The following is a 25,832-nucleotide window of genomic DNA, read 5'->3' as shown; positions in this document are numbered from 1 at the left end:
GCCACTGTGGCTGACGTCCGGCTGCGGGTCGAGGCGGCCCCCGGCGCGCCCGGTGCGGACCCGGTGCTGACGCTCGCGTTCGCGGTGCTCGCCGCCGCGAAGGCCGCGCGGCTCGCGGGCGGCACCGCGCGCGCCGTGGAGGTCACGCTCGACCACGTCGTCCTCGCGCTGGCGGTGCCGGACGACGTGCTGGCCGGCGTCGTCGCGCAGCTGACCGCGCAGGTGGCGACCCGGGCCGAGCGCGACGGCACCGCGGCCGTCGTGACGACGCTGGGCTGAGGGTCAGGACGCGTCGGCCTCGGCGGCCTGCTTGAGGGTGACGAGGGTCTGCTCGATGCCCGCCTGTGTCTTCCTCGCGAACAGCGCGCGGACGACCTGGCGGGCGCCGATCGGGTAGCCGGAGACGTCCCAGGTCTCGGTGACCCTGGTGCCGCCGTCCGCGGTCGGCTCGAGCTGGTAGCGCCAGCGCTGCGGCGCGAAGTGCTTCCAGGCGATCAGCCGGTCCTGCTCGAACTCCACGACCGTGTTGGGGGTCGTGTACTTCGCGCCCTGCTTCATCCTCATCGAGAACTGCGAGCCGAGCTCGAGCCGGTCGGGCGCCTGGGCGACGCCGAGGACGGTGCCCGAGCCGTCGATGCGCGGGTGCTGGCGCGCGTCGCTCAGGATCGCGAACACGGTCGCGGGGGGTGCGGCGATGGTCGTCGAGGCGCTCACGGGGGTGCTCATGGACCCGAGGCTAGAAGACGACCGGTCGCCCCGGCGCCGCCCGATCGGCACCCGATGGCGGACCGTCGGCGGCGGGCGCTACCGTGGTCGCACTGTGTCCCGCATCACAGGCGCGCCACCCCTGCGCCGGCGGAGCGGGACGACGACGGCGTCCGCGCGGTGATCCCGTGACGGACCGAGCGTGGGGAGCACACCCGTGACGACACATCCCGACCCCGCGGCCCGCACCGCGGACGCGACGTTCGGCCCCGACCTCGTCGAGGTCTTCGGCCCGTCGCAGGCCGACGGCGGCCCCGATCTGGTGCAGCTGCTCACGCCCGAGGGCGAGCGCGTGCACCACCCCGACTTCGACGTCGACCTGACGCCCGAGGAGCTGCGCGGCCTCTACCGCGACATGGCCCTCGTCCGGCGACTCGACGTCGAGGCCACCGCGCTCCAGCGGCACGGCGAGCTCGGTCTCTGGGCTCAGCTGCTCGGCCAGGAGGCCGCCCAGATCGGCTGCGGACGCGCCCTCGCGCCGCAGGACTTCGTCTTCCCGACCTACCGCGAGCACGGCGTCGCCTGGTGCCGCGACGTCGACCCGCTGCACCTGCTCGGCCTCTTCCGCGGCGTCGACCACGGCGGCTGGGACCCCGCGGCGCACGGCTTCGGCCTCTACACGATCGTCATCGGCGCGCAGACGCTGCACGCCACCGGGTACGCCATGGGCCTGCAGCGCGACGGCGTCGTCGGCACCGGCGACGCCGCCCGCGACGCCGCCGTCATCGCGCACTTCGGCGACGGCGCGTCCAGCCAGGGCGACGTCAACGAGGCGTTCATCTTCGCGGCGTCCTACAACGCCCCGGTGGTGTTCTTCTGCCAGAACAACCAGTGGGCGATCTCCGAGCCGATCGAGCGGCAGACCCGCATCCCGCTGTTCCAGCGCGCGCTCGGGTTCGGCTTCCCGGGCATCCGGGTCGACGGCAACGACGTGCTCGCCACGCTCGCCGTCACGCGGGCCGCGCTGCAGCGGGCCCGCGAGGGGCAGGGGCCGACCCTGATCGAGGCGTACACGTACCGCATGGGCGCGCACACCACGACCGACGACCCCACCCGCTACCGGCTCTCCAGCGACGTCGAGCGGTGGAAGCTGAAGGACCCCATCGCCCGGCTCGAGGTGCACCTCAAGCGCAACGGCCTGGCCGACGCCGCCTTCTTCGACGACGTCGCGGCCGAGGCCGACGCGCTGGGCGCCCGGCTCCGTGCGGGCTGCACGGCGATGCCCGATCCCGATCCGCTCGCGATCTTCGAGCAGGTCTACGCCGAGGTGCCCGACGAGCTCGTCGCCCAGCGCGACGGCTACGCCGCCTACCTCGACTCCTTCGAGGAGGCCGGACGATGAGGCTCACCCTGGCCAAGGCGCTCAACGCCGGCCTGCGCCGCGCGCTCGAGGACGACCCCAAGGTGCTCCTCATGGGCGAGGACATCGGCCGGCTGGGCGGCGTCTTCCGCGTCACCGACGGCCTGCAGAAGGACTTCGGCGAGGACCGCGTCATCGACTCCCCGCTCGCGGAGTCGGGCATCGTCGGCACGGCGGTGGGGCTCGCGCTGCGCGGCTACCGGCCGGTGGTCGAGATCCAGTTCGACGGCTTCGTCTACCCCGCCTACGACCAGATCGTCAGCCAGGTCGCCAAGATGCGCTACCGCAGCCGCGGCCGCTCGCCGATGCCGATGGTCATCCGCATCCCGTTCGGCGGGGGCATCGGCGCGGTCGAGCACCACAGCGAGTCCCCCGAGGCGCAGTTCGCGCACACGCCGGGCCTCAAGGTCGTGGCCTGCTCGAACCCGGCGGACGCCTACTGGATGATCCAGCAGGCCATCGCCTCCGACGACCCCGTGGTCTTCCTCGAGCCCAAGCGGCAGTACCACGCCGACAAGGCCGAGGTCGACGAGGCGGCCACCCCGCCGCCGCTGTTCTCCTCCCGCGTGGTGCGCGCGGGCTCCGACGTCACGGTGCTGGCCTACGGGCCGACCGTGCGCACGGCGCTGCGGGCCGCCGAGGCCGCCGCGGGCGAGGGACGCTCGATGGAGGTCGTCGACCTGCGCACGCTGAGCCCGCTCGACCTGCCCCCGGTGCTGGAGTCGGTGCGACGCACCGGACGCGCCGTCGTCGTGCACGAGGCGCACGTCAACCTCGGCCTCGGCGCCGAGCTGGCCGCCCGCATCACCGAGGAGTGCTTCTTCTCGCTCGAGGCGCCGGTGCTGCGCGTCGGCGGGTTCGACACCCCGTACCCGGCCTCGCGGATCGAGGAGCACTTCCTGCCCGACCTCGACCGGCTGCTCGACGCCGTCGACCGCTCCCTGGCGTTCTGAGGAGACCCCCGCATGCCCGAGTACAAGCTGCCCGACGTCGGAGAGGGCCTCACCGAGGCCGAGATCGTGTTCTGGAAGGTCGCCGTCGGCGACACCGTGGCGATCAACGACGTGGTCGTCGAGATCGAGACCGCGAAGTCGCTCGTCGAGCTGCCCTCGCCGTACGCCGGCATCGTCGCAGCGCTGCTGGTGGCCGAGGGCGAGACCGTGCCCGTGGGCACGCCGATCATCGCGATCGGCGAGCCCGCCGAGGCGCCCACGGCCGTGTCGGCGCCCGCCGCGCCTGCGCCGCCGGTCGAGATCGACCTGTCGAACCCGGCGGCCACGGGCGGCGGGGAGGGCGAGTCGCTGGTCGGCCGCACCAAGGCCGAGGGCGGCGTCACCCGGCGTCCGCGTCGCGTGGCCACCGGGGCCGTCGCCGCGCAGGTCCAGACCCAGGCCGCGTTCATGCCCGGGGCCGCCGCCCCGCTCGTCGAGGCCGAGGACGCGCCGGCGCCGCCGCCCGTGCGCGCGGCCCCGTCACGGTCGGTGATCCGGGCGCTGGCCAAGCCGCCGGTGCGCCGCCTCGCTCGCGAGCTCGGCGTCGACCTGACCGCGCTCACGCCGTCGGGGCCCGGCGGCATCGTGACGCGGGCCGACGTCGAGGCCGCGGTCGGCGCGTCCGGGGATGCGGCCATGGCCGCGCCCGGCGGGCTGCTCCCGCGTCCCGCCGACGCCGCACGCGGGGTCGGGTCCCTGGTGGGGCCGCGCGACACCCGCGAGCCGGTCAAGGGCGTGCGCAAGGCGATGGCCGAGGCGATGGTGGCCTCGGCGTTCACCGCGCCGCACGTCACCGAGTGGATCACCGTCGACGCCACGGCCACCGTCGAGCTCGTCGAGCGGCTCCGGTCGCGCCGCGAGCTGCGCGACCTGCGCGTCACGCCGCTGCTGCTGCTGGCCCGTGCCGCCCTGGTGGCGCTGCGCCGCACGCCGATCCTCAACTCCACCTTCGACGCCGCCGCCGGCGAGGTCGTGGTGCACGGCGGCGTCAACCTCGGCATCGCCGCTGCGACGCCGCGCGGCCTCGTCGTCCCGAACGTGAAGGACGCCGACGCGCTGTCGCTGGTCGAGCTGGCCGCGGCGCTCGGCGAGCTCACGGAGACCGCGCGGGCCGGCCGCACCCCGCCCGCGGCGATGGCCGGCGGCACCTTCACGATCACCAACGTCGGGGTCTTCGGGGTCGACGCCGGCACGCCGATCATCAACCCCGGCGAGTCGGGCATCCTCTGCGTCGGGGCGATCCGCAAGCAGCCGTGGGTCGTCGACGACGAGATCGTCGTCCGGCACGTCACGACGCTGGCCCTCTCGTTCGACCACCGGCACGTCGACGGCGAGGCCGGCTCGCGGTTCCTGGCCGATGTCGCCGCCCTGGTCGAGGATCCCGCGCTGGCGGTGCTGTTCTGAGCGGCGGCGCCAGTTTCATCGGCTGACCGATGAAACTGGCGCTGGGACGATGAAGCTTCAGCGTGCAGGTGTCAGCTTCATCGGCTGACCGATGAAACTGGCCGGCCCGCGGCTCAGCGCGGGTCCCACCCGGCCGGCGAGCGCGGGTGCAGCATCGCGTCGGTGCCGCCGTCGACGGTGAGCACCGAGCCGACGACCAGCGAGGCGGCGGGGGAGAGCAGGAACGCGATGGCGGCCGCGACCTCGTCGGCGTGCCCGTCGCGGCCGATCGCGGACGGGTAGGCGGCGCCGAGCGGGCCGAGCACCGGGTCGGCCGCGAGGGCGTCGGTCATGGGCGTGGCGATCTTGCCGGGGGCCACGGCGTTGAGCCGGATGCCAGCGCCGGCCCAGCGCGGCGTGACGCCCTCGCGGCGCGCCCACCAGGCCAGCGCCGCCTTCGAGGCGGGGTAGACCTGCACGGCCTCGACGTCCGCGACGACGGCGCGGGCGGCGTCCTCGTCGCCGGCCAGGCAGGCCTCGGCGGCGGCGAGATGCCAGCCGGGCTGGCAGGTGACGGAGTTCGAGGCCAGCAGCACGACGGCGGCGTCGCCCGGGACGGCCAGCAGGTCGTGGAGCCCCTCGACGAGGGCGACCGCGGCGAAGAAGTTGACCGAGACGACGAGGCGGGCGTCGACGCCGGTGAGCCCGGCGATGCCGGCGCAGGGCACGACGCCGTGGAGTCCGGTGCCGGGATCGACCAGCGCGCGCACGCCGGCCAGCGCGGCGTCGCGTCCGGCGGGCGTCGACAGGTCCGCGAGCACGTCGGCGTCCCGCAGGTCGACGGTGACGACGCGATGGCCGTCGCCGCGCAGGCGGGCGGAGAGGGCGGCGCCGATGCCGGAGGCGGCGCCGGTGACGAGGTAGGTGCGGGGCTCCATCCGCGGAACTGTAACGTGTTCTAGTCCTGGGTGGCGGGCCCGTCGAGCGGTGCCGCGTACCGGCGGGCACGGTCGGCGGGGGAGCCCGGCCCGGCCACGAGCAGCCCGGCGAGCTCGTGGGCGAGCACCGCGCCGACCCGGCGGCAGAACGCCTCGGGCTCGCGGGCGGCGTCCGGCTCCTCGGCGACGATCCGGTCGACGATGCCGAGCGCGCGCAGGTCCTGCGCCCGCACCCGCTGGGCGCGGGCGAGCTCCGGGGCGTGGTCGGTGTCGCGGTGGACGATCGCCGACGCGCCCTCGGGCGGCAGCGGCGAGAGCCAGGCGTGCTCGGCGGCGACGACGCGGTCGGCCGGCAGGAGCGCGAGCGCGCCGCCGCCGTTGCCCTCGCCCAGCATCAGGCTCAGGGTCGGCGCCTCGAGGGTGACGAGGTCGGAGAGGCAGCGGGCGATCTCGCCGGCCAGGCCGCCGTTCTCGGCGTTCACCGAGAGCGCCGCGCCGCGGGTGTCGATGACGGTGAGCAGGGGCAGCCCCAGCTCGGAGGCGAGCCGCATGCCGCGACGCGCCTCGCGCAGGGCTCCCGGGCCGAGGGGGTGCTGGTCGCCCTGGCCCCGGCGGTCCTGGCCGAGCAGCACGCACGGGACGTCGCCGAAGCGCACGAGGGCGATCAGCAGGCCCGGCTCGGTCTCGCCCTGCCCGGTGCCGTTGAGCGGCACGACGTCGGTGGCGGCGTGCCGCAGCAGCCGTCGGACGCCGGGACGCTCGGGGTCGCGGGAGCGGGTCACCGACTCCCACGCGTCGACCTCGCGCCGCGGCTCGGGGGCGTCCGGGGCGGCCCCGGCGACGGCCCGCACGGCGTCGTGGTCGGGGAGCATGACCTGCAGCGCCCGGTGCAGGATCTCGCCGATCTCCCCGGGGGCGACGACGGCGTCGATGATGCCGCGCGCGTAGAGGTTCTCCGAGGTCTGGACGTCCTCCGGGAACTCCTCGCCGTACAGCGCCGCGTAGACCCGCGGGCCGAGGAAGCCCACGAGCGCGCCCGGCTCGGCGACCGTCACGTGGCCCAGCGAGCCCCAGCTGGCCATCACCCCGCCGGTCGTCGGGTTCCGCAGGTAGACGAGGTAGGGCAGCCCGGCGGCCTTGTGCGCCGCCACGGCCTGGGAGATCCGCACCATCTGCACGAAGGCGGGCGAGCCCTCCTGCATGCGGGTGCCCCCGCTGACCGGCGCCGCCACCAGCGGCAGCCCCTCGGCGGTGGCCCGTTCGATGGCGGCGACGAGGCGGTCGGCGGTGGCGCGTCCGATCGAGCCGGCGAGGAAGGCGAACTCGCCGACGAGCGCGGCGACCCGCCGTCCCCGCAGCCGGCCCTCGCCGGTGACGACCGCCTCGTCGACGCCGCTCCTCTCGCGGGCGGCGGCGAGGTCGGCGGCGTACGCCGCGCCGATCGGGCCGTAGCGGGGCGGGGCGTCCCACGGGGTCCAGGAGCCGGCGTCCAGCACGAGCTCGACCAGGTCGTGGGCGCCCAGGCGCCGGGGACGGTCCGCGGGAGGGGTCATGCGCCGAGCGTAGGGAGCCCGGACGCGACCAGCGCCGCCTCCTCCGCGGCGGTGAGACCGGTGGTGGCCACCGGGCGCCCCGCGGCCCGCTCCGCGCGCAGCCACGCGAGCGTGGCGGCCGCGGTGTCGGCGATCGGACGCAGGTCCAGCCCCGCTGCCACGGCGGGAGCGGGGTCGTGCGTCATCAGCGCGTCGCCGTCCGGTCGGGGGATCCACAGCGGCAGCGACCGCGGCCCCATCCACGGGACGACGTCTGCGGCCGCCAGCGCCGTGTCGGAGGCCGGGTGCCACGGCACGCGCTCGGGATCGACGCCCACCCCGCGCGCCACGCCGGCGAGCAGATCGCCCAGCGGCGTCCGCGGGCCGACGACGTCGAGCACGCCCGTCGTCCCGCGCTCGAGCGCCGCGACGACGAACGCCGCGAGATCGCCGACGTCGACGACCTGCACCCCAGCGGCGGGGTCGGGCACGACGACCGGCTCGTGCGGCTGCTCGACCACCCGCGCCAGCCGCTCGACCCAGTACGTGAGCCGGCCCGACGGATCGCCGGGTCCGCCGATCAGGCCGGGCCGCACCACCACGCTCCGCTCCCGGCGCTCCTGCGCCCGCTCGCAGGCGACCTTGAGGCCGCCGTACGCGAGCGGGTCGGCGGCCAGCAGCGTCCCGAGGTCGGTCGCGGGTCCCTCGTCGTCGCAGGCCGGCAGCAGCGAGCCGTCCGCGGCGTCGGCGTACACGCTGATCGTCGAGACCTGGACGCCGTGCGCGGCCCGCAGGGACGGCGCCTCGACCACGGCCCGCGCCCGGCTGGGGTGGGTGGTGGTGTCGACGACGGCGTCGACCGGGCCGTCGAACGGCCAGTCGGGCACGGCCTCGACCGCGCGGTCCCACGCCACGTGGCGCGCGCCCGCCGGCACGCGTCCCGAGCGGTTCGCGCAGACGACGTCGTGGCCACGGTCGACGGCCCGGGCCGCCACGGCCTCGGAGAGGAACGTCGAGCCGCCGAGGACGAGGAGTCGCATGGGCCCACCCCACCCGAGACGGGACCGGCGGGCAAGGGCGCCGGGCGATCAGACCAGGCGCGGGTCCCCGGGCACGACGTCGACGATCTCGACGTCGATCCGCAGCGGCGTGCCGAATCCGAGGTCCGGCCCGAGCAGCGCCGCCAGGGCCTCGGCGACGTCGTCGCGGACCCGGCCGACGACGGCGGCCAGGTCGGCGCCGAAGGCCACCACGAGCTCGAGGCGCAGCCCCGTGAGCAGCTCGTCCTCGATCTCGAGGTCGATCGCGTCGGGCACGTGGGTGGTCGAGCCGCTGAGCCGCTGGCGGACGGCGGCACGCAGCACGCGGCTCGACACCGTCATGGTGGAGTCCCGGTCGTCGACCGCGGCGCCGTCGAGACGGCTCAGCCGCACCGGCTCGGCGGGCAGCACCAGCAGGCGCACGCGGTCGCGGATGCGATCGCGCACCTCGCCCCACTGTTGCGGCGGCTCGGCCGACTCCGCCCGGACGAGGGCGGTGGCCTGCTCCAGCGGGTCGCCGGGCCGTGCGTCGGCGGCGCCGGAAGGGGGCGCGGACGGCGTCGTGCCCGGCGTCGTGCTCGGCGTCGTGTTCGGGTCGTCGGGCGTCAGCGCCATCGGGCCATCCTCTCCGCCAGGGTGCGTCGTCCTCGGTGGAGATGTCCGCGCACGCTCCCGACCGGGATCGAGAGGGCCTCGGCGATCTCCTCGTAGGACATGTCCTCAGTCTCGCGCAGCAGCCAGACCGCCCGCTGCGTCGGGGGGAGGGTCGCCAGCGCCTCCTGCAGCGCCGCGACCAGCTCGGCGTCGATCGTGGAGCGCAGCGGGTCGTCGTCGGCGACGGGGCTCTCCAGTGCCAGCTGCTCGTCGTCGATCGGCGTCGGGCGTCGCTTGCGCAGCAGGTCGACGGCCCGCCGGTGCACCAGGCTGAACAGCCAGGTGCGCAGCTGGGAGCGTCCGGCGAAGGTGCCGATGCTGCGCCACGCCGAGATGAAGGCCTCCTGGACGACCTCGGCGGCGTCGGCGTCGTGCCCGGCGACCAGGCGCATCGCGTACTGGTACATGCCGGGGCCGTAGCGGTCGACGATGACCGCGAAGGCGTCCTGGTCGCCCAGGCGTGCGGCCCGCACGAGCGCGTCGTCGGACGCCTCGGTCAGGTCGCCCGGCGACTCCTCGATCTCCTGCACGGAGCCCTCCTTCCCCGTGCCGTCCCGGGCCCGACCACCCGAAGGTGGGGCCTGCTCCCCGGGCCAGCGGGAAGACGTCCCGCAGGAGCGGCTCGGGCCGCTCCCGGACGACCGGGGTGACCGGCGTCACCATCGGCCGGACGTGACGAACGGGGCGGGTGGGGCGACCCACCCACGATCAACCGTTCGTCCACCGACGCAACAGGAAGGCATCACCCATGACCGAGAAGACCACTCCCGCCACCACCTCGGCGGGCACCGGCGCCCTCGTCTCCGACCAGGGCCGCACCTCGATCGCCGACACCGTCGTCTCCAAGATCGCCGGCATCGCCACCCGCGAGATCACCGGCGTGCACGACCTCGGCGGCGGCGCCGCCCGCGCCGTCGGCGCGCTGCGCGAGCGCATCCCGGGCTCCCGCACGAACCTCTCGCAGGGCGTCGCGGTCGAGGTCGGCGAGCGTCAGGCCGCCATCGACCTCGACATCGTGGCCGAGTACGGCGTCTCGATCGCCGACCTGGCCGCCGGCATCCGCCGCAACGTCATCTCCTCGGTCGAGCGGATGACCGGCCTGGAGGTCACCGAGGTCAACATCACCGTCCACGACATCGCCCTCGACACCGACGAGGACGCCGAGCCCGCCACCACGCGGGTCGAGTGACCCGATGAGCACCCCGAGCACCCCCGGCACCCCCGGCACCCCGGAGAGCACCGGCCCGTCCTCGTCGCGGACCGGGGCCGAGCGGCTGGCCGCCGTCCAGGAGTCGGTCCAGGATGCCGTCAAGGGCGCCGCCCGCAACGCGCAGGGCGCCGCCCGCGACGCCCAGGACTCCCTGCAGGACGCCGCGGGCGCGGTCCAGGACCTCGCCCAGGACGTCGCGGACAGCGTGCTCGAGGAGGTGCGCGACGCGCTCGGCGATCCCGAGCTCGTCGTGGCCATCGCGGACGCGGTCGAGGCGCTGGACGCCGTCGACCGCCTCCACGGCGGGGTGCTCGGCGAGATCGCCACCCACCTGCCCGGACGTCGGGTCACCGGCGTCCGGGTGGGCAGGGACGAGGACGTGCCCCGGGTCGAGGTGCACGTCGTCCTCGGCTGGGGCGCCGAGCTCGGCGCCACCGGCTCCGCGATCCGCGACGCCGTCCGCGCCGTGCCGGACCTCGACCCCGCGGCGCGCGTCGACGTCGTCGTCGAGGACGTCGCGGGCCCCGCGCGCGAGCCCGCCCTGGCCGGATCGTCCGAATCGTCCGAGCAGAGCCCGGCATGAGCGAGCCGCGGCAGCGCCGCAGCCCCGAGGAGCGGGCGCTGCTGCGGGCTCACCACCCCGACCACGGCGGCGACCCGGACGCCTTCGTCCGGCTGCTCGCGCAGCTGGACGCCGACCGCCACCGTCCCGCCGAGCCGGGCCGACGACCGACGTCCAGCCCGGCCGTCACCCTCGTCCGCGGCCGGCCGTCCGGTCCGCTGCACCTCCTCGCCGAGGGCCTCGACGCCCTCGCCCACAGCGTCCGGCGACGGCTCCCGCGCCGGGCCGGCGGTCGTCGCTACGTCGATCTCTAGTCGACCTCCAGCCCGCCTCCGACGCCCCGCCCTCCCCGCACCACCCGGCGCTCGCGCCGGCTCCCATCCGACCCTCCACATCCCTAGGAGACACCATGAGCACTCCCGTCGTCGGCCTGCTGGCCGGCCTCCTCCTCGCCATCGCGATCGTCGCCGGCGGCTTCACCGGCCTGCTGCTCGCGCTCGTCCTCGGCGCCGTCGGCTACGCCATCGGCGGCCACCTGGACGGCGACCTCGACCTCTCCGCGCTGCTGCGGGGCCGTCGTGAGTGAGCCCACCGTCGCCCTCGAGCGCGACCCCGCGTCCGGCCTCGTCGCCGGCGGGTCGCCCGCGGACGAGGAGCTGGAGGCTCCCGAGCGCCGCGGCGACCTCGACGTCCGCACGCGCGTGATCGCCCGGATCGCCGAGCGGGTCGCCGCCGAGGTGCCCGAGGTCCTCGTCGAGGACGCCGGGCTGCTCGGGCGCGCGCCGCTGGGGCCGCTGAGCCGCAGCGGGAGCCCGTCGGCCGAGGTGCGGATCCAGGGCCACGGCGCCCGGGTCCGGCTCGACGTCGCCTGCCGCTACCCCGCGCCGATCACCCGCGTCGCCGCCGACGTTCGCGAGCGGGTCCTGGTGGAGGCCGCTCGGCTGAGCGGCGTCCCGCTGACCGTCGTCGACGTCACCGTCCACCCCCGCTTCGCCGAGACCGAGAGGAGCCGCGTGCGATGAGCGCCCGCTTCCCCGCCCCGAGCGCCCGCCCGGCCGCGACCGGCACCGTGCAGCTCGTCAGCGTCGTCCTGCTGGTCGTCGCCGCGCTCGCCGTCCGCGATGGCGCCGCCGGCCTCGGCTGGGTGTCCGGCAGCCCCTGGCTGCCGACGCTCGCCGACCGGCTCGACGGCCGCCAGGTGACGGCGAGCGTGCTGCTCGCCGCCGGCATCGTCGCCGCGGCGATCGCGGTGCTGCTGCTCCTGCCGGCGCTGCGTCCGGCCCGCCGCACGCACCGCGCCGTCGGCTCCGACGGGCTCGTGTGGGTCTCCCCGCGGGCCCTGGCCGCCCTGGCCGTCGCGGCCGTCGACCGCACGCCCGGCGTGCTCGAGGTCGGCCGGGCCACCGTCAAGCGCCGCAGGGTGAGCATCCCGGTCACCGTGCTGCCCGACCACGCCGATCCCGCGTCGGTGCGCGCCGCCGCCGAGGCGAACGCCCGCGCCGCCGTCGCCGTGCTCGACGACCTGCCGGTCGTCGTCACCCTCCAGGAGGTCTCCGCATGAGCCGCACCGTCCGCACCCCCACCTCCCGCGGCGACCGCACGATGCTGACCGTCCTGGCGCTCGTGCTGCTCGCCGTCGGCGCCCTGCTCGTCGACGCCGGCACCGGCAACCGCCTCGGCCTGCTCACGGTGCCCGCCAGCATCTCGAAGGACCGGGCCGACTCGGTGCTCGACGCCTCCTGGTTCGACGGCGTCCTGCTCGGCGGCGGGATCGTCCTCGGACTGCTCGCGCTGATCGGCCTGCTGCGTCCGCGCCGCCGGGTCGGCGGCCGCCTCGTGCGGCTCTCCGCCTCCACCGAGCGCGGCCGGGTCGAGCTCGACGTCACCGCGCTCGCCCAGGCCGTCGCCGAGCAGGTCGCCCGGCTCGAGCCCTTCGACACCGCCGACGGCCTCGTCCGGCAGCACGGCGGCCGTCACCTCGTCGAGGTGCGCGCCCGGCTGAACGCCGAGGCCGACGCCGCCGAGGTGCAGCCCCTGCTGGCCGGCGTCCGCGACGACCTCGCCGAGGCCGTCCCCGCGCAGAGCATCGCACTGCGCGTCGTCGTCGAGTCGCCGCGGGCGCCCTCGCGTCGCGACCGCTCGCGCGCCCAGGAGTCGGTGCGGATCCGTCCGGACACCATCCCCGCCTGAGCCGATCCCGCTGCGGCCGCCCCGGTCGTCAGCCCGCCCCACCGTCCACGGGCCCGGACGACGCCTGCGCGTCGGCCGGGTCCGTGCCGCGTAGCCAGCGCTCGAAGACCGGGACGAGGTCGTGGCCGGTGGCCTCCGACCACCAGGCCGCGGCGCCGTCGAGGTCGGCGACGCCGCCGGGCTGGGAGGTCGGCCAGGCCCGCAGGGCCGCCCAGAACGCGGCGTCCCCGACCTGCTGGCGGATGCGATGCCACATCAGCGCCGGGATGACGTAGACGTTGTCGTCCCCGAACCGCTCGGCCGGATAGGCCGCCGGCGGCCCGGCGTCGGCGCGCAGCCGCGGCTCCTCGTAGTGCCAGTAGGTCGTGACGTCGTCGATGCCGGGGCCGCCGTGCTGGGCCTCGTAGAGGGCCTGCAGGTAGGTCGCCAGCCCCTCGCTGAGCCAGACGTCGCGCCACGTCGAGGGGGTGAGCAGATCGCCGCACCACTGGTGCGCCAGCTCGTGCACCAGCACCGGACGCGACGTCAGCGACCGCGGAGCGCGGCGGCCGACGCCGATCGTCACCAGGCTCTGGGCCTCCAGCGCCGAGGCGCCCGGCACCCCCAGCACGCCGAGGGAGTCGAACGGATAGGGCCCCAGCCTCCGCCCCAGCCAGGCCAGGTCGGCGCCCAGGTGTCGCAGCCGTCGCTCGAGGCGATCGGCACGCCCGGTGGGCAGGGTCAGGACGATCCGTGGACCGTCGCCGGCGCCGCGCACCCCGCGGCGCTCGTAGGGGCCGACGGCGAGCGTCGTGGTGTAGGCCGCGGCGGGGACGTCCAGACGCCAGCGCATGACCCGCCGGGTCGGCAGCCGGCGCTCCGCGACCAGGCGGCCGCCCGAGACGCCGCGCCAGGCCGGCGGCGTCGCGACGCGGACGTCGTAGGTTGCCTTGTCGGCCGGCTGGTCGTCGACGGCGTACCAGGTGAACGCGCCGTAGGGCTGCTGGAACGTCCAGGCCTGCCCGCCGCGCGAGGTCGTCAGGCCGACGCTGCGCAGGTCGTCGCGGACGCTCGGGGCGCGCACCGGCGCCGGCCGGCCGCGGTAGGCGAGGTCGAGGCGGTGCACGGAGTCGGCCGTCAGCGGCGCTCGGACGACGAGGTCGTCGCCGTGCTGCCGGAACGGCACCGCGACGTCGTCCAGACGCAGCGCGGAGACGCGCAGCCGGCGGCTGAGGTCGAGCCGCAGCACGTCGGCGTCGCGGGCCGCGCGGAAGGTGAGGCGCTCGCGACCGACGAGGGTGCGGGTGGGGCGCAGCCAGCTCAGCCGCAGGTCGTAGTGGAGCGCGTCGACGACGTCGTCGCCGGTGCCCGGGTAGACGGGATCGACGCGGGGCTGGCTCACCGCGCGGGCATCGGCCGTGGTGCCGGGCGAGCCGGGCGCCGCCAGGGCGCCGCCACCGAGGCCGACGAGCGCGAGCGACGCGGCCAGCGCCGCCCGTCCGCGACGGCCCGGGAGCCCCACGCGCGGCTCAGTCCGTGCCGCTGAGCAGCGGACGGGTCAGGCGACGGCCGTGGTGGATCTGCGCCTTGACGGTGCCCAGGGGCGCCCCGACGAGGTCGGCGATCTCCTCGTAGGGCAGGCCGTAGACGTCGCGCAGCAGCAGCGGCTCGACGAACTGCGGGTGCTCGCGCTCGAGCGTCTCCATGGCCTCGAGCAGGTCGAGCCGGGTGCCGGCGATGACGCTGGTGGTGCGCGGGTCGGGCCGGTCGAGGACGCCGAAGGAGGTCGGATCGGCCGGGACGGCCTGGTTCTTCAGCCGACGGTAGGTGCTGCGGGCGCTGTTGACGGCCACCGCGTGCATCCAGGTCGTGAACCGGCCGCGGCCGCCCCACGTGCTGATCTTGTTGGCGATGTTGAGCAGCGCCTCCTGGCAGGCGTCCTCGGCGTCGCCGGTGTACGGCAGCACGCCGCGGCAGACGTTGAGGGCGCGAGGACGCACCGCGCGGAGGAGGTCGTCGAGCGCGGCGGCGTCGCCGTCCTGCGCTCGGCGGGCGAGCTCGTCGATCTCGTCGGGGGTGAGGGGCGCTGCCGGATCCGAGGCACCGAGAGCCATCGTGTTTCTCCTGTCGTCGAGGCGACCATAATGCCGGGGTGTCCACCCCTCCCCGCCTCGGCCGGTACGCGGTGCGTCGTCGCATCGGCTCGGGCGGGTTCGCCACCGTCTGGCTGGCCTACGACGAGGAGCTCGACTCGCCCGTCGCCGTCAAGGTGCTGGCGGAGAACTGGACCGAGGACGCCGACGTCCGCCGCCGGTTCCTCGAGGAGGGCCGCTACCTGCGTCGCGTGGAGTCGCCGCACGTCGTCAGCGTCTACGACGCGGGGCAGCTGGAGGACCGTCGCCCCTACCTCGTCATGTCCTACGCCGACCAGGGGAGCCTCGCCGACCGGCTGGCCGTCGAGGGCCTGACGCCGACGCAGGCGCTCGAGGTGGTGCGCCACGTCGGGGCCGGGCTCTCGGCGCTGCACGAGCGCGACATCGTGCACCGCGACGTGAAGCCGGCGAACGTGCTCTTCCGCACCACCCGGGGCCGGGTGGTGGCGATGGTGGGCGACCTCGGGCTCGGCAAGGCGCTCGACGGCTCCAGCCGGCTGACGATGATCGCGGGCACGCCGGCCTACGTCGCGCCCGAGCAGGCGCGGGCCGAGAGCCCCGACGCCCGCGCCGACCAGTACTCGCTCGCGGCGCTCGCCCACCTGCTGCTCTCGGGCCGCTCGCCGTACGCCCACGCGAGCCTGCAGCAGGCCGCGCACCCCGGCGCGCCGGCACCGCTCTCGACGCCCGAGCGGCCCTTCCCGGACGCCGCGGAGCAGGTCGTCCGGCGCGCGCTCGCCGTCGAGCGCGAGGAGCGGTTCGCCGACGTCGACGCCTTCGTCGAGGCGCTGGCCGCGGCGTTGGCCCCCACGCTGGTCGGCGCGCAGAGCGCCCCCGCGGCGAGCATCGCCGTCGACCCGCACCGCACCCAGCCGGGGCGACGTCCCAGCCCGGCGCCGACCCCAGCGCCGATCCCGGCTGCGGGAGCCGCGGAGGGCGGGGCCGCGGACGACCGCCCGCCGGCCGGCCGGCCCGGCGAGCGTCGCTGGGTCCGCCGAGGCGCCCTGGTGGCGGCCGGCGTGGTGGCCCTGGCCGCGGGCGGCGCCGGCGGCTGGGCCGTGCAGCGTGATCGGCTCCCCGGCACCGTCACGCTGGCCGACGCCGGCGGCTCGCTCAGCGTCGCGGTGCCGCGCGCGTGGCGCCAGGTGGTGTCCGACGGCCCCTGGAGCGGTCCGTCGACCCTCAAGGCGGCCGGCAGCGGCGCCACGTTCGACGCGCTCTCGGTCGGCACCCGCGCCGACTGGACCGACCCCGACGTCGCCGGCCAGGGCGCGTTCCTCGGCATCCTGCCGGGCGCCGGCGTCCCCGACCTGATGCCCGGCCACCCGGAGTGCTCCGACGCGCAGCCGGCGGTGATCGACGAGGGCGGTGCGGGCCGGCTCGCCTCGACCACCGTCGTCCACGCGGGCTGCCCGGGCGGCTACACCGTCGAGCGGGTGCAGCAGGTCTCGTCCAACCTGCTGCTGTGGGTGCAGGTGCGCAGCGCCGACCTCGCCACCGCCCGGCAGGTGCTCGACACGGTCGAGACGAGCGGCTTCTGACCTGACGGGTCCTCGGAGGTCGGCCCGCGGGCGTCGGTCCCACGCGTCCCAGGTGTTGCCTCAGGTCAGGCGAAACCGACCCATGTCGGCCGAAACTTTCCCTGACAACGTCCGGTTTCCCCGGATATCCGGGGAAACCTGCGCTCAGCCCGCCCGCGTCGCGAGGTCGTCGACGGCGGCGTCGGTGACCTTCTCGAGCAGGCTGGAGAGGCCGGCGCGGTCGCGTTCGCGGCCGATGAGGGCCACGAGGGCGTAGGCCTCGCCCGGGGAGCCGGGGGAGGAGATGAACCGCTCCATCGTCACCCGTCGGTAGCCGCCGCTGACGTAGGTGCCGACGAAGGTGTCGGAGGAGCGGCTCTCGACGTCGAGCTCGCGGACGTCCTGGGCGCCGGCGAGGGCGTTGATCCGGTCGTCGAGGGCCTGCGCGACCGGCTGGTGCCGGCTGCCGACGAGGGTGATCCGCATGAAGTAGGTGTCCGGCTTGACGATGAGGCCGGGCGTGGCGGGGTCGTCGATGAAGAAGCGCCACTCGCCCAGCGTCTTCGTCGTGCGCGACCAGCCGTCGGGCACCGGCACGGTGAGCCCGAGCTCGGCGCCGCCGAGCGTCTCCGGGTGCGTGGGCAGGTTGCGCTGCATGGCGGGGTCGTCAGGGTCCTCCTTGACCGTCACCGGACGGTCGCGGGGGTACGCCGGGCCGACGGCCGTGACCGGCGTCGGGGCGGTGGCGAGCTCCTGCGGGGTCGCCGCATCGCGCCCGCCCGCCGCGTACCCGATGCCGGTGCCGAGCAGGGCGAGCGCCACCACGACGGCGGGAGCGCGCAGACCCACGCCCCGGAATCTACCGGCGCACCCGCCCGTGGCCGCGCCCGGGCCGCCGCGGCCCCCACCCGCGGGGGAGGGACGGCCCGCCGCCTACCGTGAGCGGGTGCACGAGCCCGACCTGCTGATCCGCGAGGTGCGCCCCGTGGCGCTCGACCAGGAGCCGGCGACCGGCATCGGCGGCGCGGGGCCGGTCGACGTGCTCCTCGCCGGCGGCCGGGTCGCGGCCGTGGCACCGACCGGCGCCCTGGACCCGACGCTCGTCGCCGGCGCCGAGACGCTCGCGGGGGAGGGCCGCTGGCTCCTGCCGGGCCTCTGGGACCAGCACGTCCACCTCGGCCAGTGGTCGCTCACCAGCGCCCGCCTCGACCTCGCCGACGTCCGCTCGGCCGAGCAGGCGGTGCGCCGCGTGGCCGACCGGCTCGCCGAGCTGCCCGGGCTCCCCGTCGTCGGGTGGGGCCACCGCTCGGCGGGCTGGCCGCGTCGCCCCACGGTCGCCGAGCTCGACCGCGTCAGCGGCGACGTCCCGGTCGTGCTCATCTCGGGCGACGCCCACCACGCCTGGCTCAACACCGCGGCGCTGCTGCACCTGGCCCTGCCGGTGCGCGACGACGTCGTGCGGGAGGCCGAGTGGTTCGCCGCCTACGGCCGGCTCGCGAGCCTCGTCGGCGACGACGGCACCTCCCCGGCCGCGTACCGCCGGGCGCTGGAGGCGGCGGCCGCGCAGGGCGTCGTCGGCCTGGTCGACTTCGAGTTCTCCGGTGGCGCCGCCGAGTGGCGGCAGCGGTGGGCCGAGGGCTGCGATCTGCTCCGCGTGCGGATGGCCGTCTACGCCGACGGCCTGGACGCCGTGCTGGCCGAGGGTCTGCGCACCGGCGACCCGCTGGTGCCCGGCGATGACCGGCTGACGATGGGCTCGCTGAAGATCATCAGCGACGGCTCCCTCAACACCCGCACCGCCTGGTGCTGCGCTCCCTACGCCGAGCCCGACCTCGTGCACCCGGCCGGCCTGCCCAACCTCGACGCCGCCGAGCTGCACCGGCTGCTCGCCACGGCGCACGCGCACGGTCTGACGGTGGCCACCCACGCGATCGGCGACGCCGCCGCGGCGGCGGCCCTCGACGCCTACGCGGCCACCGGTGCCGGCGGGTCGATCGAGCACGCCCAGCTGGTCGCCGAGCCGGACGTCCAACGCCTCGCCGCCCTCGGCCTGCGGGCCAGCGTCCAGCCGGCGCACCTGCTCGACGACCGCGACCTCGCCGAGCGGGTCTGGCCCGACCGCACCGCCCGGTGCTTCCCGCTGCGCGAGCTGCTCGACGCGGGCGCCGACGTCGTGCTCGGGTCGGACGCGCCGGTCGCGCCCCTCGATCCGTGGCTCGCGATGGCGGCGGCGGTGCACCGCAGCGGCGACGAGCGTCCGGCCTGGCACGCCGAGCAGGCGCTGACGCCGCGCGAGGCCCTGGCGGCCTCGACCGACGGCGTCCGCTCCGTGCGGCCCGGCGGCCCCGCTGACGTCGTGCTGGTCGACGACGATCCGCTGGACCCCGAAGCGCCGGGGGCGTCGGGAGCGCCGCGGACGCCCGACGCCGCGGAGGCGGCCCGGCGGCTGCGCGCCGCGTCGGTGTCGCTCACGGTCGCGGCGGGCCGCGTCGTGCACCGTCGCTGAGCCGGGCCGATCAGGTCGGTCAGGTCGAGGAGTTCTTCGGCAGCACGGCGAGCAGCGCCCGCACCACCGCGGCCTGCTCCTCGGCGAAGGGGTGCAGCGGGATCGCCCGTCCCGGGGCGTCGCGGATGTCGTTGATCCACGGGTCGCCGGCGCAGATGCCGTGGCCGCGGGTGAAGCGCGCGACGTCGGCGTACAGGACGCCCGCGCGGCGCGCCGCCGCCCGGATCGCCTGGTTGAGGTCGACGTTGACCTGGTGGACGAAGGCGAAGTCGCCGGTCGCCAGCGGCAGCCGGTCGCGGCAGGTGCCCTCGTCGGCGAGGAGCTCGGGGTAGCCGACGGCGACGACCATCGCCCGCGGCGCCCGCTGGCGTACCTGACGCAGACCGGTGGCGAGCCGGTTGCCGATCTTCTCGATGATCGCGTCGGCCTTGTCGGCGCCGAGGTCGGCGCACGGGCTGCCGGTCGGGTCGGTGCGGGCCTTCGACACGCACCCGCTGAACAGGATCGTGAACAGCAGCTCGTCGTTGCCGCCGAGCCCGACGGTCACCAGGTCGGTGGAGTCGCCCAGCGCGTCGAGCTGCGGGTCGGCGAGCCGGCCGCTGAAGGTGCGCTGCCGGTCGGCGAGGTCGGTGGTGTCGGCGCCGGAGCAGCTGACGTCGACCAGCGTGCTGCCGAGTCGCTCGGCGAGCTGGCGCGGGTAGTTCGAGGAGGAGCGCAGGCAGCCGGTGCTCGCGTCCGTCGTCGGCACGCCGGGTGCGGCGGTGAAGGAGTCGCCGAGGGCGACGTAGCGGGCGTAGGAGGCCGGCACCCGCAGTCGGGCGGGCCGCTCGCCGGTGCCGGAGAGCACGCCCTCCGCACCCGGGTAGCGCTCGGCGGAGGCCCGTGCGTCGGTCGGGGCGCTGGAGCACGACGCCAGGACGGGCGCGAGCAGCGCCGTCGCCAGGGCGAGCGCCAGCGCGCGCCGTCGGGACGTGCGGCGCGCCGCAGGGCGGGCAGCACCGAGCGCAGGTCCGCTGGGGAGAGGGGCCATGGTCGGAACGGTACGCGAGCCCCGACTCCCCGGCAGGGGGTTGTGAGGGTCGTTACCGGTCGGTCGATCAGCCGTCGGACCGCCGTGACCCGATCGTGGCTCGGGCGTGTCCCGACATCGTCCGCGCGGCCGGCGTCAGGCCTTGGCGCCCTTCGGCAGCACGGCCAGCACGGCGGCGGCGGCGGCCTTCTGCTCCTCGGCGAACGGGTGCAGCGGGATGGCCTTGCCGGGGGCGTTCTGCACGCCGTTGATCCACGGCTCGGTGGCGCAGACGTCGTGGCCCTCGGTGGCCTTCGCGACGTCGGCGTAGAGCACGCCCGCCTTCTTCGCCGCGGTGCGCACGGCATCGTTGAGCCCCTCGTTCACCTCGCGGACGAACGGATAGTCGCCCGTGGCCAGCGGCAGGCGGTCGGGGCAGGTGCCCGAGGCGGGCACGACCATCGGGTAGCCGACCGCCACGATGACCGCCTTCGGGGCCCGGTCGCGGACGCCCGCGTAGACGGCCTCGAGCCGGTCCTCGATCTGCTTGAGCCCGGCCAGGGCCTTGGTGCGTCCCGCGTCGGAGCACGGGCTGCCCTGGGGGTCCTTCTGGGCCCGGGAGACGCAGCCGCTGAACACGGAGGCGAAGAGCCCGAAGTCGTTGCCGCCCATGCCGACGGTGACCAGGTCGGTGCCGTCGTTCAGGGCGTCGAACTGGGCCGGGACCAGCTTGTTCGTCGAGGACGTCTGGACGCCCACCAGCGCGGTGGAGTCCGCGCCCGAGCAGCTGACGTCGTCCAGCGCGCTGCCGAGGTCCGCGGCCACGAGGTGCGGGTAGTTGACCGTCGAGCGCAGGCAGCCGTCGTCGCCGTCGCTCTCGGGCACGCCCGGCGCGGCGGTGTAGGAGTCGCCCAGGGCCACGTAGTCGGGGTAGGGGCCGGTGCCGGGCGTGCTGCTGGCCGACGGGCTGGGGCTCGCCGAGGGCGCGGCCTGACGGCCGTCGGCGTCGCCGGAGTCGTCGGAGCCCGAGCAGCCGGCGAGCGCGGCGGCGAGCAGCAGCGCTCCGGCCGCGAGGGCGGCACGGGCGGCGGGACGGCGGGCGGGCTGACGAACCGGGTGCTCCACGCTGCTCGACGCTACGCGACGGCCGGTCGCGCGCTCCCGACGGGTGCCGTGCGTCAGCCGAGCGCGACGACGAGCGCCAGCACGGTGGCGGGGTCGTCCAGGGCCTCGCCGTAGCGCTCGCGCAGCTGCTGCATGCGGTAGCGGACGGTCTGGGGGTGCACGAACAGGGCGGCGGCGACGTCCTCGCGGCGTCCCTGGTGCAGCAGCCAGGCCCGGAGGGTCTCGACCAGCCGCTCGACGGAGGCCGGGCGCAGCCCGTCCAGCGGCGCGAGCACGCGCCGGCGCAGGTCGTCGCGAGCGGCGGCGTCCGCGGCCAGCACGAGGGCGACGAGGTGCTCGTCGGTGTCGCCCGTGAGCCCGAGGTCGCGGGCCCGCGCGACCCGCTGCCAGGACGCCGACGCCTCCGCCCACGGCCGCGGCGGCCCGACGACGCAGCCCCGGTCGGCGGCGGTGCGCAGCAGGGCGGCGCGGCCGCGCTCGTCGAGGTCGGGGACCAGCAGCACCGCGTCCGGTCCGCCGGGCGCCTCGGCCAGCACCAGGGTGGTCGCCGGGACGACGGCGAGCACCGGTCGCACCTGGGCCGGCGGCACCGCCACCGCGGTGAGCGTGTGCGGCAGCGGCCACTCCGCGCGGCCGGCGAGGTCGAGGACGGTCTCGGCCGGGCCGTCCTCGAGCAGCAGTCGGGTCAGGCGGTCGAGCAGCTCGCGCCGCTGGCGGTCGCTCTCGGCCAGCTCGTCGGCGTGACCCGCCGCGCTCGCCGCCGACAGCTCGTCGATGAAGGCGAAGATCAGCTCGGCGAAGGCCGCGACCTGGGCGGGGTCGAGGCCCTCGCGCACGGCGATGGTCGAGAGCTCGCGCCACGAGATGCGCGCGCCGATCCGGTAGGCGGCGAGCAGCGCGTCGGTGGAGCGGCCGCTGCGCGCCTCGCCCCGCCCGAGCTGGTAGGCGCCCTCGACGGCCGACGCGGTCGGCGTGCGCGGATCGCCCCCGGCGCGCCGGACCCGGCCCGAGGCCAGCGAGAGGAACCCGCCCAGCGCCGTCTGCACGGCGTCGCGGATCGCCATGCCCATCGGGCCGGCGAGGGCGGTGCGGTAGCTCGGCACGTCGGCGGTGATGCCCGCGACGACGCGCTCGGCCGTGCCGGGCAGCTCCTCGCGCAGGCGGGCGACCACGTCGGGCGGCAGCCGCGGCGCGTCCGGCGGGGGGGCGGCGCGACGGGCCATGACGCTCCTTATTGTTTGCAGGGAACAGTTTCCTGCGGTCGGTTCACGTGGCTGACACAGGACGTTACTCCGAAGAGTGCATCACAGTGGAGGCATGTCCGTCGCTGCCGACACCGGGTCCCCCTCCGGCGCCTCCACCGTGGCCTCCGCCGTCAAGGCCCGCCTGATGCAGGTCGCCGAGGCGGCGGTCACCCCGCTCATGCCGGCCGACGTGCTCGACCTCTTCGACCCGCTGCGCAAGGGCGCCGAGCTGCGCGCCCGCGTCGTCGCCGTCGAGCCGGAGACCGCCGACGCCGCCACGATCGTCCTGCGGCCGGGACGCGACTGGGCCGGCCACCGCCCCGGGCAGTTCCTGCGGCTGGGCGTCGACGTCGACGGCGTCCGGCACTGGCGCGCCTACTCCCTCACCCACGGCCCCCGCCGCGACGGGCTGATCAGCGTCACCGTCAAGGCGGTGCCGGGCGGCACGGTCTCGCCGTTCCTCGTCCACGGGCTGCGGCCCGGCACGCTGGTGCACCTCGAGCAGGCCGCCGGGGAGTTCGTGCTGCCCGCGGACGGCGGCCGGCTCCTCTTCGTCACCGCCGGCTCCGGCATCACGCCGGTGATCGGCATGCTGCGCAACCTCTTCCCGGCCACCGACGCCGGGGTCGTGCGGCCGGCCCGCAGCGCGCACCACGACATCGTCGTCGTGCACCTCGCGCCGAGCCGTCCCGACACGATCTTCGCCCGCGACCTGGCCGCGCTCGACGCCGCCGGCGCCATCCGCCTGGTGAGCCGCTTCGACGACGAGCACGGCGTGCTCGACGTCGCCGACCTCGCGACGCTCGTGCCCGACCTCGACCAGCGCGCCACCTTCGCCTGCGGCCCCGCCGGCCTCCTGGACGCGCTCGCCGCGCACCACGAGGCGCGCGACCTGCCGCTGTTCACCGAGCGCTTCCGCGCCGCCGCCTTCGTCGGCGACGCGGGGGAGGGCGGCACCGTCACGTTCCGCGTGGGCGCGAGCGCCGCGGACGCCACCGTCGTCGAGGCCGACGGCGCCACCAGCCTGCTCGACGCCGGGGAGGCCGCGGGCGTGCTCCTGCCCAGCGGCTGCCGCATGGGCGTGTGCTTCGGCTGCGTGGTGCCGCTGCGCGAGGGCGCGGTGCGCGACCTGCGCAACGGCGCGCTCACCGTCGCCACCCCCGGGGAGACCGCCGCCGGCGGCCTGCCCGTCCAGACCTGCGTGTCGGCCGCCGCCGGCCCGTGCGAGATCCAGCTCTGACGCATCGGAGGACCCAGATGACCACCCTGACCCGGAAGCCCGAGAGCCCGATCGCCCACCTGACGCCCGAGGACGTCGAGCAGATCGGCGTCGAGCTCGACGCGATCCGCCAGGACGTCCTCGACTCCCGCGGGGCGGACGACGCGGCCTACATCCGCCGCGTCGTCGACGTGCAGCGGCGCCTCGAGCTGGCCAGCCGCGCGGTGCTGCTCGGCAGCGCGCTGCCGCCGCTGTGGGTGCTCGGCACCGTCGGCCTGTCGGTGGCCAAGATCCTCGAGAACATGGAGATCGGCCACAACGTCATGCACGGCCAGTGGGACTGGATGCGCGACCCGAAGATCCACTCGACGACGTGGGAGTGGGACAACGCCTCGACCGCCGAGGGCTGGAAGCACAGCCACAACGAGGTGCACCACACGTACACGAACATCGTCGGCAAGGACAACGACCTCGGCTACGGCATCATGCGCGTCGACGAGGACCAGCGCTGGCACCCCTTCCACCTCGGCCAGCCGCTGTGGAACCTCCTCAACGCCTGCCTCTTCGAGTACGGCATCGCCGCCTACGACCTCGAGCTCGGCCGCAACCTGAAGATCCCGAAGGACAAGCGCAGCCCCGAGTTCACCCGGCGGCTGAAGGGCACGCTGGGCAAGATCCGCAAGCAGGCCACCAAGGACTACCTCGTCCACCCGCTGCTGGCCGCGCCGTTCGGCGCCGCCCTGCCGACCCTGGCCGCCAACCTCACCGCGAACCTCGTGCGCAACCTGTGGTCGCACTCGGTGATCATGTGCGGCCACTTCCCCGAGGGCGTGGAGACCTTCGAGAAGAAGGCGATCCCGGAGCGCGAGACGCGCGGCGAGTGGTACCTGCGCCAGATGCTCGGCTCCGCGAACATCTCCGGCGGGCCCGTCACGCACCTGATGACCGGCAACCTCTCTCACCAGATCGAGCACCACCTCTTCCCCGACCTGCCGAGCAACCGGTACGCCGAGGTGGCGCCGAAGGTGAAGGCGCTGTTCGAGAAGTACGAGCTGAACTACCACGAGGCGCCGCTGCCGCAGCAGGTCTACTCGGCCTGGCACAAGGTCGTCCGGCTCTCGCTGCCCAACGGCTGGCTCGACACTACCACCCCGCGCAACCTGCCCTCCCAGCTGCGGCTGCTCCACGCGATGAGCACCGGCGGGCCGAAGGTCCGTCGCGCCGCGCAGGCCCGCCTGGAGCAGCAGGCGCGCCGCCGCGCGGCCGCCTGACCCCGGGCGCGACGGGGCGGGCGTGGGCCCGCCTGATGGAATGGGCCCATGGCCGCCTCGTCGACGCCACCCCGCCCCCGCCAGGTCACGGCGATCGCGATCGTGATCATGGTGTCCTCGATCGCCTGCGTGCTCACCCAGGTCTCCTACCTGCCGAGCCTCACCTCGCTCGACATGCGCGAGCGGATGACCGACGTCCTCGCCGAGCCCCCCGGCTCGTCCCTCGGTCTCTCCGTCGACGGGGTGCTCGACCTCCTGCGGGTCCTGTCGTTCGTGACGGCGGGCTGCGCGACGGCCACCGCGATCCTCGGCTACTCGGTGCTCCAGCGCTCGGTCAGCGCCCGCTGGGGCCTCTCGGTGCTGGCGCTGCCGCTGTTCCTGGCCGGCACGCCGTCGGCCGGGCTGCTGGCCGCCGTCGTCGCGGCCGGCTCGATGATGCTGTGGCTGCAGCCCGCCCGCGCCTGGTACCGCGGCGAGGAGATCCCCGAGCGGTTCCGCCGTCCGCGCTCCCGCCCCGCCGACCGCCCGGCGCCGCCTGTGCCGCCGTCGACGACGCCTGCGCCGCCCACGACGCCGGCGCCGCCCGCCTACCCGGCGCCGCCCCCGGCCGCCCCCGCCCCGCCGCCGTACCCCGGGCCGTACGGCGCCGTGCCCGGCCAGGCGCCGAACCCGTACGCCCAGCCGTCCTGGCGACCGGAGCCCCTGGCCGAGCGTCCGCCGGTGGTGCTGGTCGCCTGCCTGCTGACCTGGGCGGTCGGGGCGGTGGTCGCCGGCGCCATGGGCCTGATGGCGATCGCGCTGGTCGCCGCGCCGAGCGACCTGATCGACGAGGCGTTCGCGCAGACCCCCGAGCTGGCCGACCTGCCGTACAGCCGCGACCAGCTGGTCACCTCCGCCCTGGTCATGTCGGTGGTCGTCGCCCTCTGGGCGCTGCTCGCGATCGCGCTGGCGGTCGGGGTCTTCGTCGGCTCGCGGGCCTCGCGCATCGCCCTGACGGTGTCGGCGTCGACTGCCGGCGTCCTGCTGCTCGTCTCCGTGATCACCGCGCCCCTGCTCCTGCTGCCGGCCGCCGCGGCGATCGCGACCGTCGTGCTCCTGGCCCGCGCCGACGCGCGGCGCTGGTGCACCCGGCACCGCTGAGGCGCCGCGCGGGCTGAGCCCGAGCCGGCCGTCGACCCGG

Annotated in this window: 28 protein-coding genes; 16 read left to right on the top strand and 12 right to left on the bottom strand. The window is 76.1% G+C overall.

Annotated elements, in window-relative coordinates:
- Nucleotides 1–6: 6 nt before the first annotated feature.
- Nucleotides 7–279, top strand: coding sequence for a hypothetical protein (locus K8Z61_RS14620; RefSeq protein WP_224130618.1), 273 nt, complete (start codon nucleotides 7–9; stop codon nucleotides 277–279).
- 3 nt (nucleotides 280–282) lie between these two features.
- Here K8Z61_RS14620 and K8Z61_RS14615 read toward each other — a convergent pair whose 3' ends face one another.
- Nucleotides 283–726 (bottom strand): SRPBCC family protein, encoded by a 444-nt coding sequence (locus K8Z61_RS14615; RefSeq protein ID WP_224130617.1) that lies wholly within the window; start codon nucleotides 724–726, stop codon nucleotides 283–285.
- Between the two features lie 196 nt (nucleotides 727–922).
- Between K8Z61_RS14615 and pdhA the strand changes: the two genes are divergently transcribed.
- Genes pdhA through K8Z61_RS14600 form a run of 3 tightly spaced genes read left to right on the top strand, consistent with a single transcriptional unit; the run spans nucleotide 923 to nucleotide 4,521 of the window.
- Nucleotides 923–2,107 carry a pyruvate dehydrogenase (acetyl-transferring) E1 component subunit alpha gene (gene pdhA / locus K8Z61_RS14610; protein WP_374227967.1) on the top strand — a complete coding sequence of 395 codons (1,185 nt, stop codon included), beginning with the start codon at nucleotides 923–925 and terminating at the stop codon, nucleotides 2,105–2,107.
- Nucleotides 2,104–3,078 (top strand): alpha-ketoacid dehydrogenase subunit beta, encoded by a 975-nt coding sequence (locus tag K8Z61_RS14605; RefSeq protein WP_224130616.1) that lies wholly within the window; start codon nucleotides 2,104–2,106, stop codon nucleotides 3,076–3,078. Before pdhA ends, K8Z61_RS14605 begins: the two co-directional genes overlap by 4 nt.
- 12 nt (nucleotides 3,079–3,090) lie before the next feature.
- Nucleotides 3,091–4,521, top strand: a complete 1,431-nt coding sequence (locus tag K8Z61_RS14600; RefSeq protein WP_224130615.1) for a dihydrolipoamide acetyltransferase family protein — start codon at nucleotides 3,091–3,093, stop codon at nucleotides 4,519–4,521.
- Between the two features lie 113 nt (nucleotides 4,522–4,634).
- Here the strand turns inward: K8Z61_RS14600 and K8Z61_RS14595 are convergent, their stop codons facing one another.
- From K8Z61_RS14595 to K8Z61_RS14575, 5 genes are read right to left on the bottom strand one after another with little or no spacing between them, the layout of a single operon-like run.
- Nucleotides 4,635–5,438, bottom strand: a complete 804-nt coding sequence (locus tag K8Z61_RS14595; RefSeq protein ID WP_224130614.1) for an SDR family oxidoreductase — start codon at nucleotides 5,436–5,438, stop codon at nucleotides 4,635–4,637.
- A gap of 20 nt (nucleotides 5,439–5,458) precedes the next feature.
- A complete protein-coding gene (locus tag K8Z61_RS14590; protein WP_224130613.1) occupies nucleotides 5,459–6,991 on the bottom strand; it encodes a carboxyl transferase domain-containing protein in 1,533 nt (510 codons plus the stop codon).
- Complete coding sequence (locus tag K8Z61_RS14585) at nucleotides 6,988–8,010, bottom strand: epimerase (protein ID WP_224130612.1); 1,023 nt, start codon at nucleotides 8,008–8,010, stop codon at nucleotides 6,988–6,990. The genes K8Z61_RS14590 and K8Z61_RS14585 overlap by 4 nt, the downstream gene beginning before the upstream one ends.
- 48 nt (nucleotides 8,011–8,058) lie before the next feature.
- The gene (locus K8Z61_RS14580; protein WP_224130611.1) at nucleotides 8,059–8,625 is read right to left on the bottom strand and encodes a hypothetical protein; all 567 of its coding nucleotides are present in this window, start codon (nucleotides 8,623–8,625) and stop codon (nucleotides 8,059–8,061) included.
- Nucleotides 8,616–9,194: an RNA polymerase sigma factor gene (locus K8Z61_RS14575; protein ID WP_224130610.1), complete on the bottom strand. Its 579-nt coding sequence runs from the start codon at nucleotides 9,192–9,194 to the stop codon at nucleotides 8,616–8,618. The genes K8Z61_RS14580 and K8Z61_RS14575 overlap by 10 nt, the downstream gene beginning before the upstream one ends.
- A 218-nt stretch (nucleotides 9,195–9,412) precedes the next feature.
- Here K8Z61_RS14575 and K8Z61_RS14570 point away from each other — a divergent pair, with 218 nt between their 5' ends.
- The 7 genes from K8Z61_RS14570 (at nucleotide 9,413) to K8Z61_RS14540 (ending at nucleotide 12,626) form a co-directional block, all read left to right on the top strand.
- Nucleotides 9,413–9,853, top strand: coding sequence for an Asp23/Gls24 family envelope stress response protein (locus K8Z61_RS14570; protein ID WP_224130609.1), 441 nt, complete (start codon nucleotides 9,413–9,415; stop codon nucleotides 9,851–9,853).
- 4 nt (nucleotides 9,854–9,857) lie between these two features.
- Nucleotides 9,858–10,457 carry a hypothetical protein gene (locus K8Z61_RS14565; protein WP_224130608.1) on the top strand — a complete coding sequence of 200 codons (600 nt, stop codon included), beginning with the start codon at nucleotides 9,858–9,860 and terminating at the stop codon, nucleotides 10,455–10,457.
- The gene (locus K8Z61_RS14560; RefSeq protein ID WP_224130607.1) at nucleotides 10,454–10,750 is read left to right on the top strand and encodes a hypothetical protein; all 297 of its coding nucleotides are present in this window, start codon (nucleotides 10,454–10,456) and stop codon (nucleotides 10,748–10,750) included. The genes K8Z61_RS14565 and K8Z61_RS14560 overlap by 4 nt, the downstream gene beginning before the upstream one ends.
- A 95-nt stretch (nucleotides 10,751–10,845) precedes the next feature.
- Nucleotides 10,846–11,022 carry a DUF2273 domain-containing protein gene (locus K8Z61_RS14555; RefSeq protein ID WP_224130606.1) on the top strand — a complete coding sequence of 59 codons (177 nt, stop codon included), beginning with the start codon at nucleotides 10,846–10,848 and terminating at the stop codon, nucleotides 11,020–11,022.
- On the top strand, nucleotides 11,015–11,458 hold the full coding sequence (locus K8Z61_RS14550; RefSeq protein ID WP_224130605.1) for an Asp23/Gls24 family envelope stress response protein: 444 nt from the start codon (nucleotides 11,015–11,017) through the stop codon (nucleotides 11,456–11,458). The genes K8Z61_RS14555 and K8Z61_RS14550 overlap by 8 nt, the downstream gene beginning before the upstream one ends.
- The gene (locus tag K8Z61_RS14545; protein WP_224130604.1) at nucleotides 11,455–11,997 is read left to right on the top strand and encodes a hypothetical protein; all 543 of its coding nucleotides are present in this window, start codon (nucleotides 11,455–11,457) and stop codon (nucleotides 11,995–11,997) included. The genes K8Z61_RS14550 and K8Z61_RS14545 overlap by 4 nt, the downstream gene beginning before the upstream one ends.
- Nucleotides 11,994–12,626, top strand: a complete 633-nt coding sequence (locus K8Z61_RS14540) for a hypothetical protein (RefSeq protein WP_224130603.1) — start codon at nucleotides 11,994–11,996, stop codon at nucleotides 12,624–12,626. Before K8Z61_RS14545 ends, K8Z61_RS14540 begins: the two co-directional genes overlap by 4 nt.
- 28 nt (nucleotides 12,627–12,654) lie before the next feature.
- Here K8Z61_RS14540 and K8Z61_RS19385 read toward each other — a convergent pair whose 3' ends face one another.
- Entirely contained in the window at nucleotides 12,655–14,127 is a 1,473-nt protein-coding gene (locus tag K8Z61_RS19385) for a M1 family aminopeptidase (RefSeq protein ID WP_224130602.1), read from the bottom strand.
- 7 nt (nucleotides 14,128–14,134) lie between these two features.
- Nucleotides 14,135–14,719, bottom strand: a complete 585-nt coding sequence (locus K8Z61_RS14530; protein ID WP_224130601.1) for an RNA polymerase sigma factor — start codon at nucleotides 14,717–14,719, stop codon at nucleotides 14,135–14,137.
- 38 nt (nucleotides 14,720–14,757) lie between these two features.
- On the opposite strand from K8Z61_RS14530, the gene K8Z61_RS14525 reads away from it, so the two are divergent.
- Entirely contained in the window at nucleotides 14,758–16,299 is a 1,542-nt protein-coding gene (locus tag K8Z61_RS14525) for a serine/threonine-protein kinase (protein WP_224130600.1), read from the top strand.
- 144 nt (nucleotides 16,300–16,443) lie between these two features.
- On the opposite strand, the gene K8Z61_RS14520 is transcribed toward K8Z61_RS14525, so the two are convergent.
- The gene (locus K8Z61_RS14520) at nucleotides 16,444–17,127 is read right to left on the bottom strand and encodes a hypothetical protein (RefSeq protein ID WP_224130599.1); all 684 of its coding nucleotides are present in this window, start codon (nucleotides 17,125–17,127) and stop codon (nucleotides 16,444–16,446) included.
- 97 nt (nucleotides 17,128–17,224) lie between these two features.
- On the opposite strand from K8Z61_RS14520, the gene K8Z61_RS14515 reads away from it, so the two are divergent.
- A complete protein-coding gene (locus K8Z61_RS14515) occupies nucleotides 17,225–18,784 on the top strand; it encodes an amidohydrolase (RefSeq protein WP_224130598.1) in 1,560 nt (519 codons plus the stop codon).
- Nucleotides 18,785–18,803: 19 nt separating this feature from the next.
- Here K8Z61_RS14515 and K8Z61_RS14510 read toward each other — a convergent pair whose 3' ends face one another.
- From K8Z61_RS14510 to K8Z61_RS14500, 3 genes are all read right to left on the bottom strand, one after another.
- Entirely contained in the window at nucleotides 18,804–19,814 is a 1,011-nt protein-coding gene (locus K8Z61_RS14510; protein ID WP_224130597.1) for an SGNH/GDSL hydrolase family protein, read from the bottom strand.
- A 135-nt stretch (nucleotides 19,815–19,949) separates the two neighbouring features.
- A complete protein-coding gene (locus tag K8Z61_RS14505; protein ID WP_224130596.1) occupies nucleotides 19,950–20,918 on the bottom strand; it encodes an SGNH/GDSL hydrolase family protein in 969 nt (322 codons plus the stop codon).
- Between the two features lie 53 nt (nucleotides 20,919–20,971).
- On the bottom strand, nucleotides 20,972–22,141 hold the full coding sequence (locus K8Z61_RS14500; RefSeq protein WP_224130595.1) for a helix-turn-helix domain-containing protein: 1,170 nt from the start codon (nucleotides 22,139–22,141) through the stop codon (nucleotides 20,972–20,974).
- 94 nt (nucleotides 22,142–22,235) lie between these two features.
- On the opposite strand from K8Z61_RS14500, the gene K8Z61_RS14495 reads away from it, so the two are divergent.
- Genes K8Z61_RS14495 through K8Z61_RS14485 form a run of 3 tightly spaced genes read left to right on the top strand, consistent with a single transcriptional unit; the run spans nucleotide 22,236 to nucleotide 25,792 of the window.
- A complete protein-coding gene (locus K8Z61_RS14495; protein ID WP_224130594.1) occupies nucleotides 22,236–23,402 on the top strand; it encodes a ferredoxin reductase in 1,167 nt (388 codons plus the stop codon).
- A gap of 17 nt (nucleotides 23,403–23,419) precedes the next feature.
- Entirely contained in the window at nucleotides 23,420–24,652 is a 1,233-nt protein-coding gene (locus K8Z61_RS14490; RefSeq protein ID WP_224130593.1) for an acyl-CoA desaturase, read from the top strand.
- A 48-nt stretch (nucleotides 24,653–24,700) separates the two neighbouring features.
- Nucleotides 24,701–25,792, top strand: coding sequence for a hypothetical protein (locus K8Z61_RS14485; RefSeq protein WP_224130592.1), 1,092 nt, complete (start codon nucleotides 24,701–24,703; stop codon nucleotides 25,790–25,792).
- Nucleotides 25,793–25,832 lie beyond the last annotated feature (40 nt).

Source organism: Nocardioides sp. TRM66260-LWL, from assembly GCF_020075545.1.
Classification (GTDB): domain Bacteria; phylum Actinomycetota; class Actinomycetes; order Propionibacteriales; family Nocardioidaceae; genus Nocardioides.
The sequence above is the reverse complement of the archived record's forward strand: the minus strand, read 5'-3'. Positions and strand labels throughout refer to the sequence as shown.

Coding starts and splice junctions, on each gene's coding strand:
- K8Z61_RS14615 (WP_224130617.1), bottom strand. CDS start 726: ATGAGCACCCCCGTGAGCGCCTCGACGACCATCGCCGCACCCCCCGCG.
- K8Z61_RS14605 (WP_224130616.1), top strand. CDS start 2,104: ATGAGGCTCACCCTGGCCAAGGCGCTCAACGCCGGCCTGCGCCGCGCG.
- K8Z61_RS14600 (WP_224130615.1), top strand. CDS start 3,091: ATGCCCGAGTACAAGCTGCCCGACGTCGGAGAGGGCCTCACCGAGGCC.
- K8Z61_RS14595 (WP_224130614.1), bottom strand. CDS start 5,438: ATGGAGCCCCGCACCTACCTCGTCACCGGCGCCGCCTCCGGCATCGGC.
- K8Z61_RS14590 (WP_224130613.1), bottom strand. CDS start 6,991: ATGACCCCTCCCGCGGACCGTCCCCGGCGCCTGGGCGCCCACGACCTG.
- K8Z61_RS14585 (WP_224130612.1), bottom strand. CDS start 8,010: ATGCGACTCCTCGTCCTCGGCGGCTCGACGTTCCTCTCCGAGGCCGTG.
- K8Z61_RS14580 (WP_224130611.1), bottom strand. CDS start 8,625: ATGGCGCTGACGCCCGACGACCCGAACACGACGCCGAGCACGACGCCG.
- K8Z61_RS14570 (WP_224130609.1), top strand. CDS start 9,413: ATGACCGAGAAGACCACTCCCGCCACCACCTCGGCGGGCACCGGCGCC.
- K8Z61_RS14565 (WP_224130608.1), top strand. CDS start 9,858: ATGAGCACCCCGAGCACCCCCGGCACCCCCGGCACCCCGGAGAGCACC.
- K8Z61_RS14560 (WP_224130607.1), top strand. CDS start 10,454: ATGAGCGAGCCGCGGCAGCGCCGCAGCCCCGAGGAGCGGGCGCTGCTG.
- K8Z61_RS14555 (WP_224130606.1), top strand. CDS start 10,846: ATGAGCACTCCCGTCGTCGGCCTGCTGGCCGGCCTCCTCCTCGCCATC.
- K8Z61_RS14545 (WP_224130604.1), top strand. CDS start 11,455: ATGAGCGCCCGCTTCCCCGCCCCGAGCGCCCGCCCGGCCGCGACCGGC.
- K8Z61_RS14540 (WP_224130603.1), top strand. CDS start 11,994: ATGAGCCGCACCGTCCGCACCCCCACCTCCCGCGGCGACCGCACGATG.
- K8Z61_RS14530 (WP_224130601.1), bottom strand. CDS start 14,719: ATGGCTCTCGGTGCCTCGGATCCGGCAGCGCCCCTCACCCCCGACGAG.
- K8Z61_RS14510 (WP_224130597.1), bottom strand. CDS start 19,814: ATGGCCCCTCTCCCCAGCGGACCTGCGCTCGGTGCTGCCCGCCCTGCG.
- K8Z61_RS14500 (WP_224130595.1), bottom strand. CDS start 22,141: ATGGCCCGTCGCGCCGCCCCCCCGCCGGACGCGCCGCGGCTGCCGCCC.
- K8Z61_RS14495 (WP_224130594.1), top strand. CDS start 22,236: ATGTCCGTCGCTGCCGACACCGGGTCCCCCTCCGGCGCCTCCACCGTG.
- K8Z61_RS14490 (WP_224130593.1), top strand. CDS start 23,420: ATGACCACCCTGACCCGGAAGCCCGAGAGCCCGATCGCCCACCTGACG.
- K8Z61_RS14485 (WP_224130592.1), top strand. CDS start 24,701: ATGGCCGCCTCGTCGACGCCACCCCGCCCCCGCCAGGTCACGGCGATC.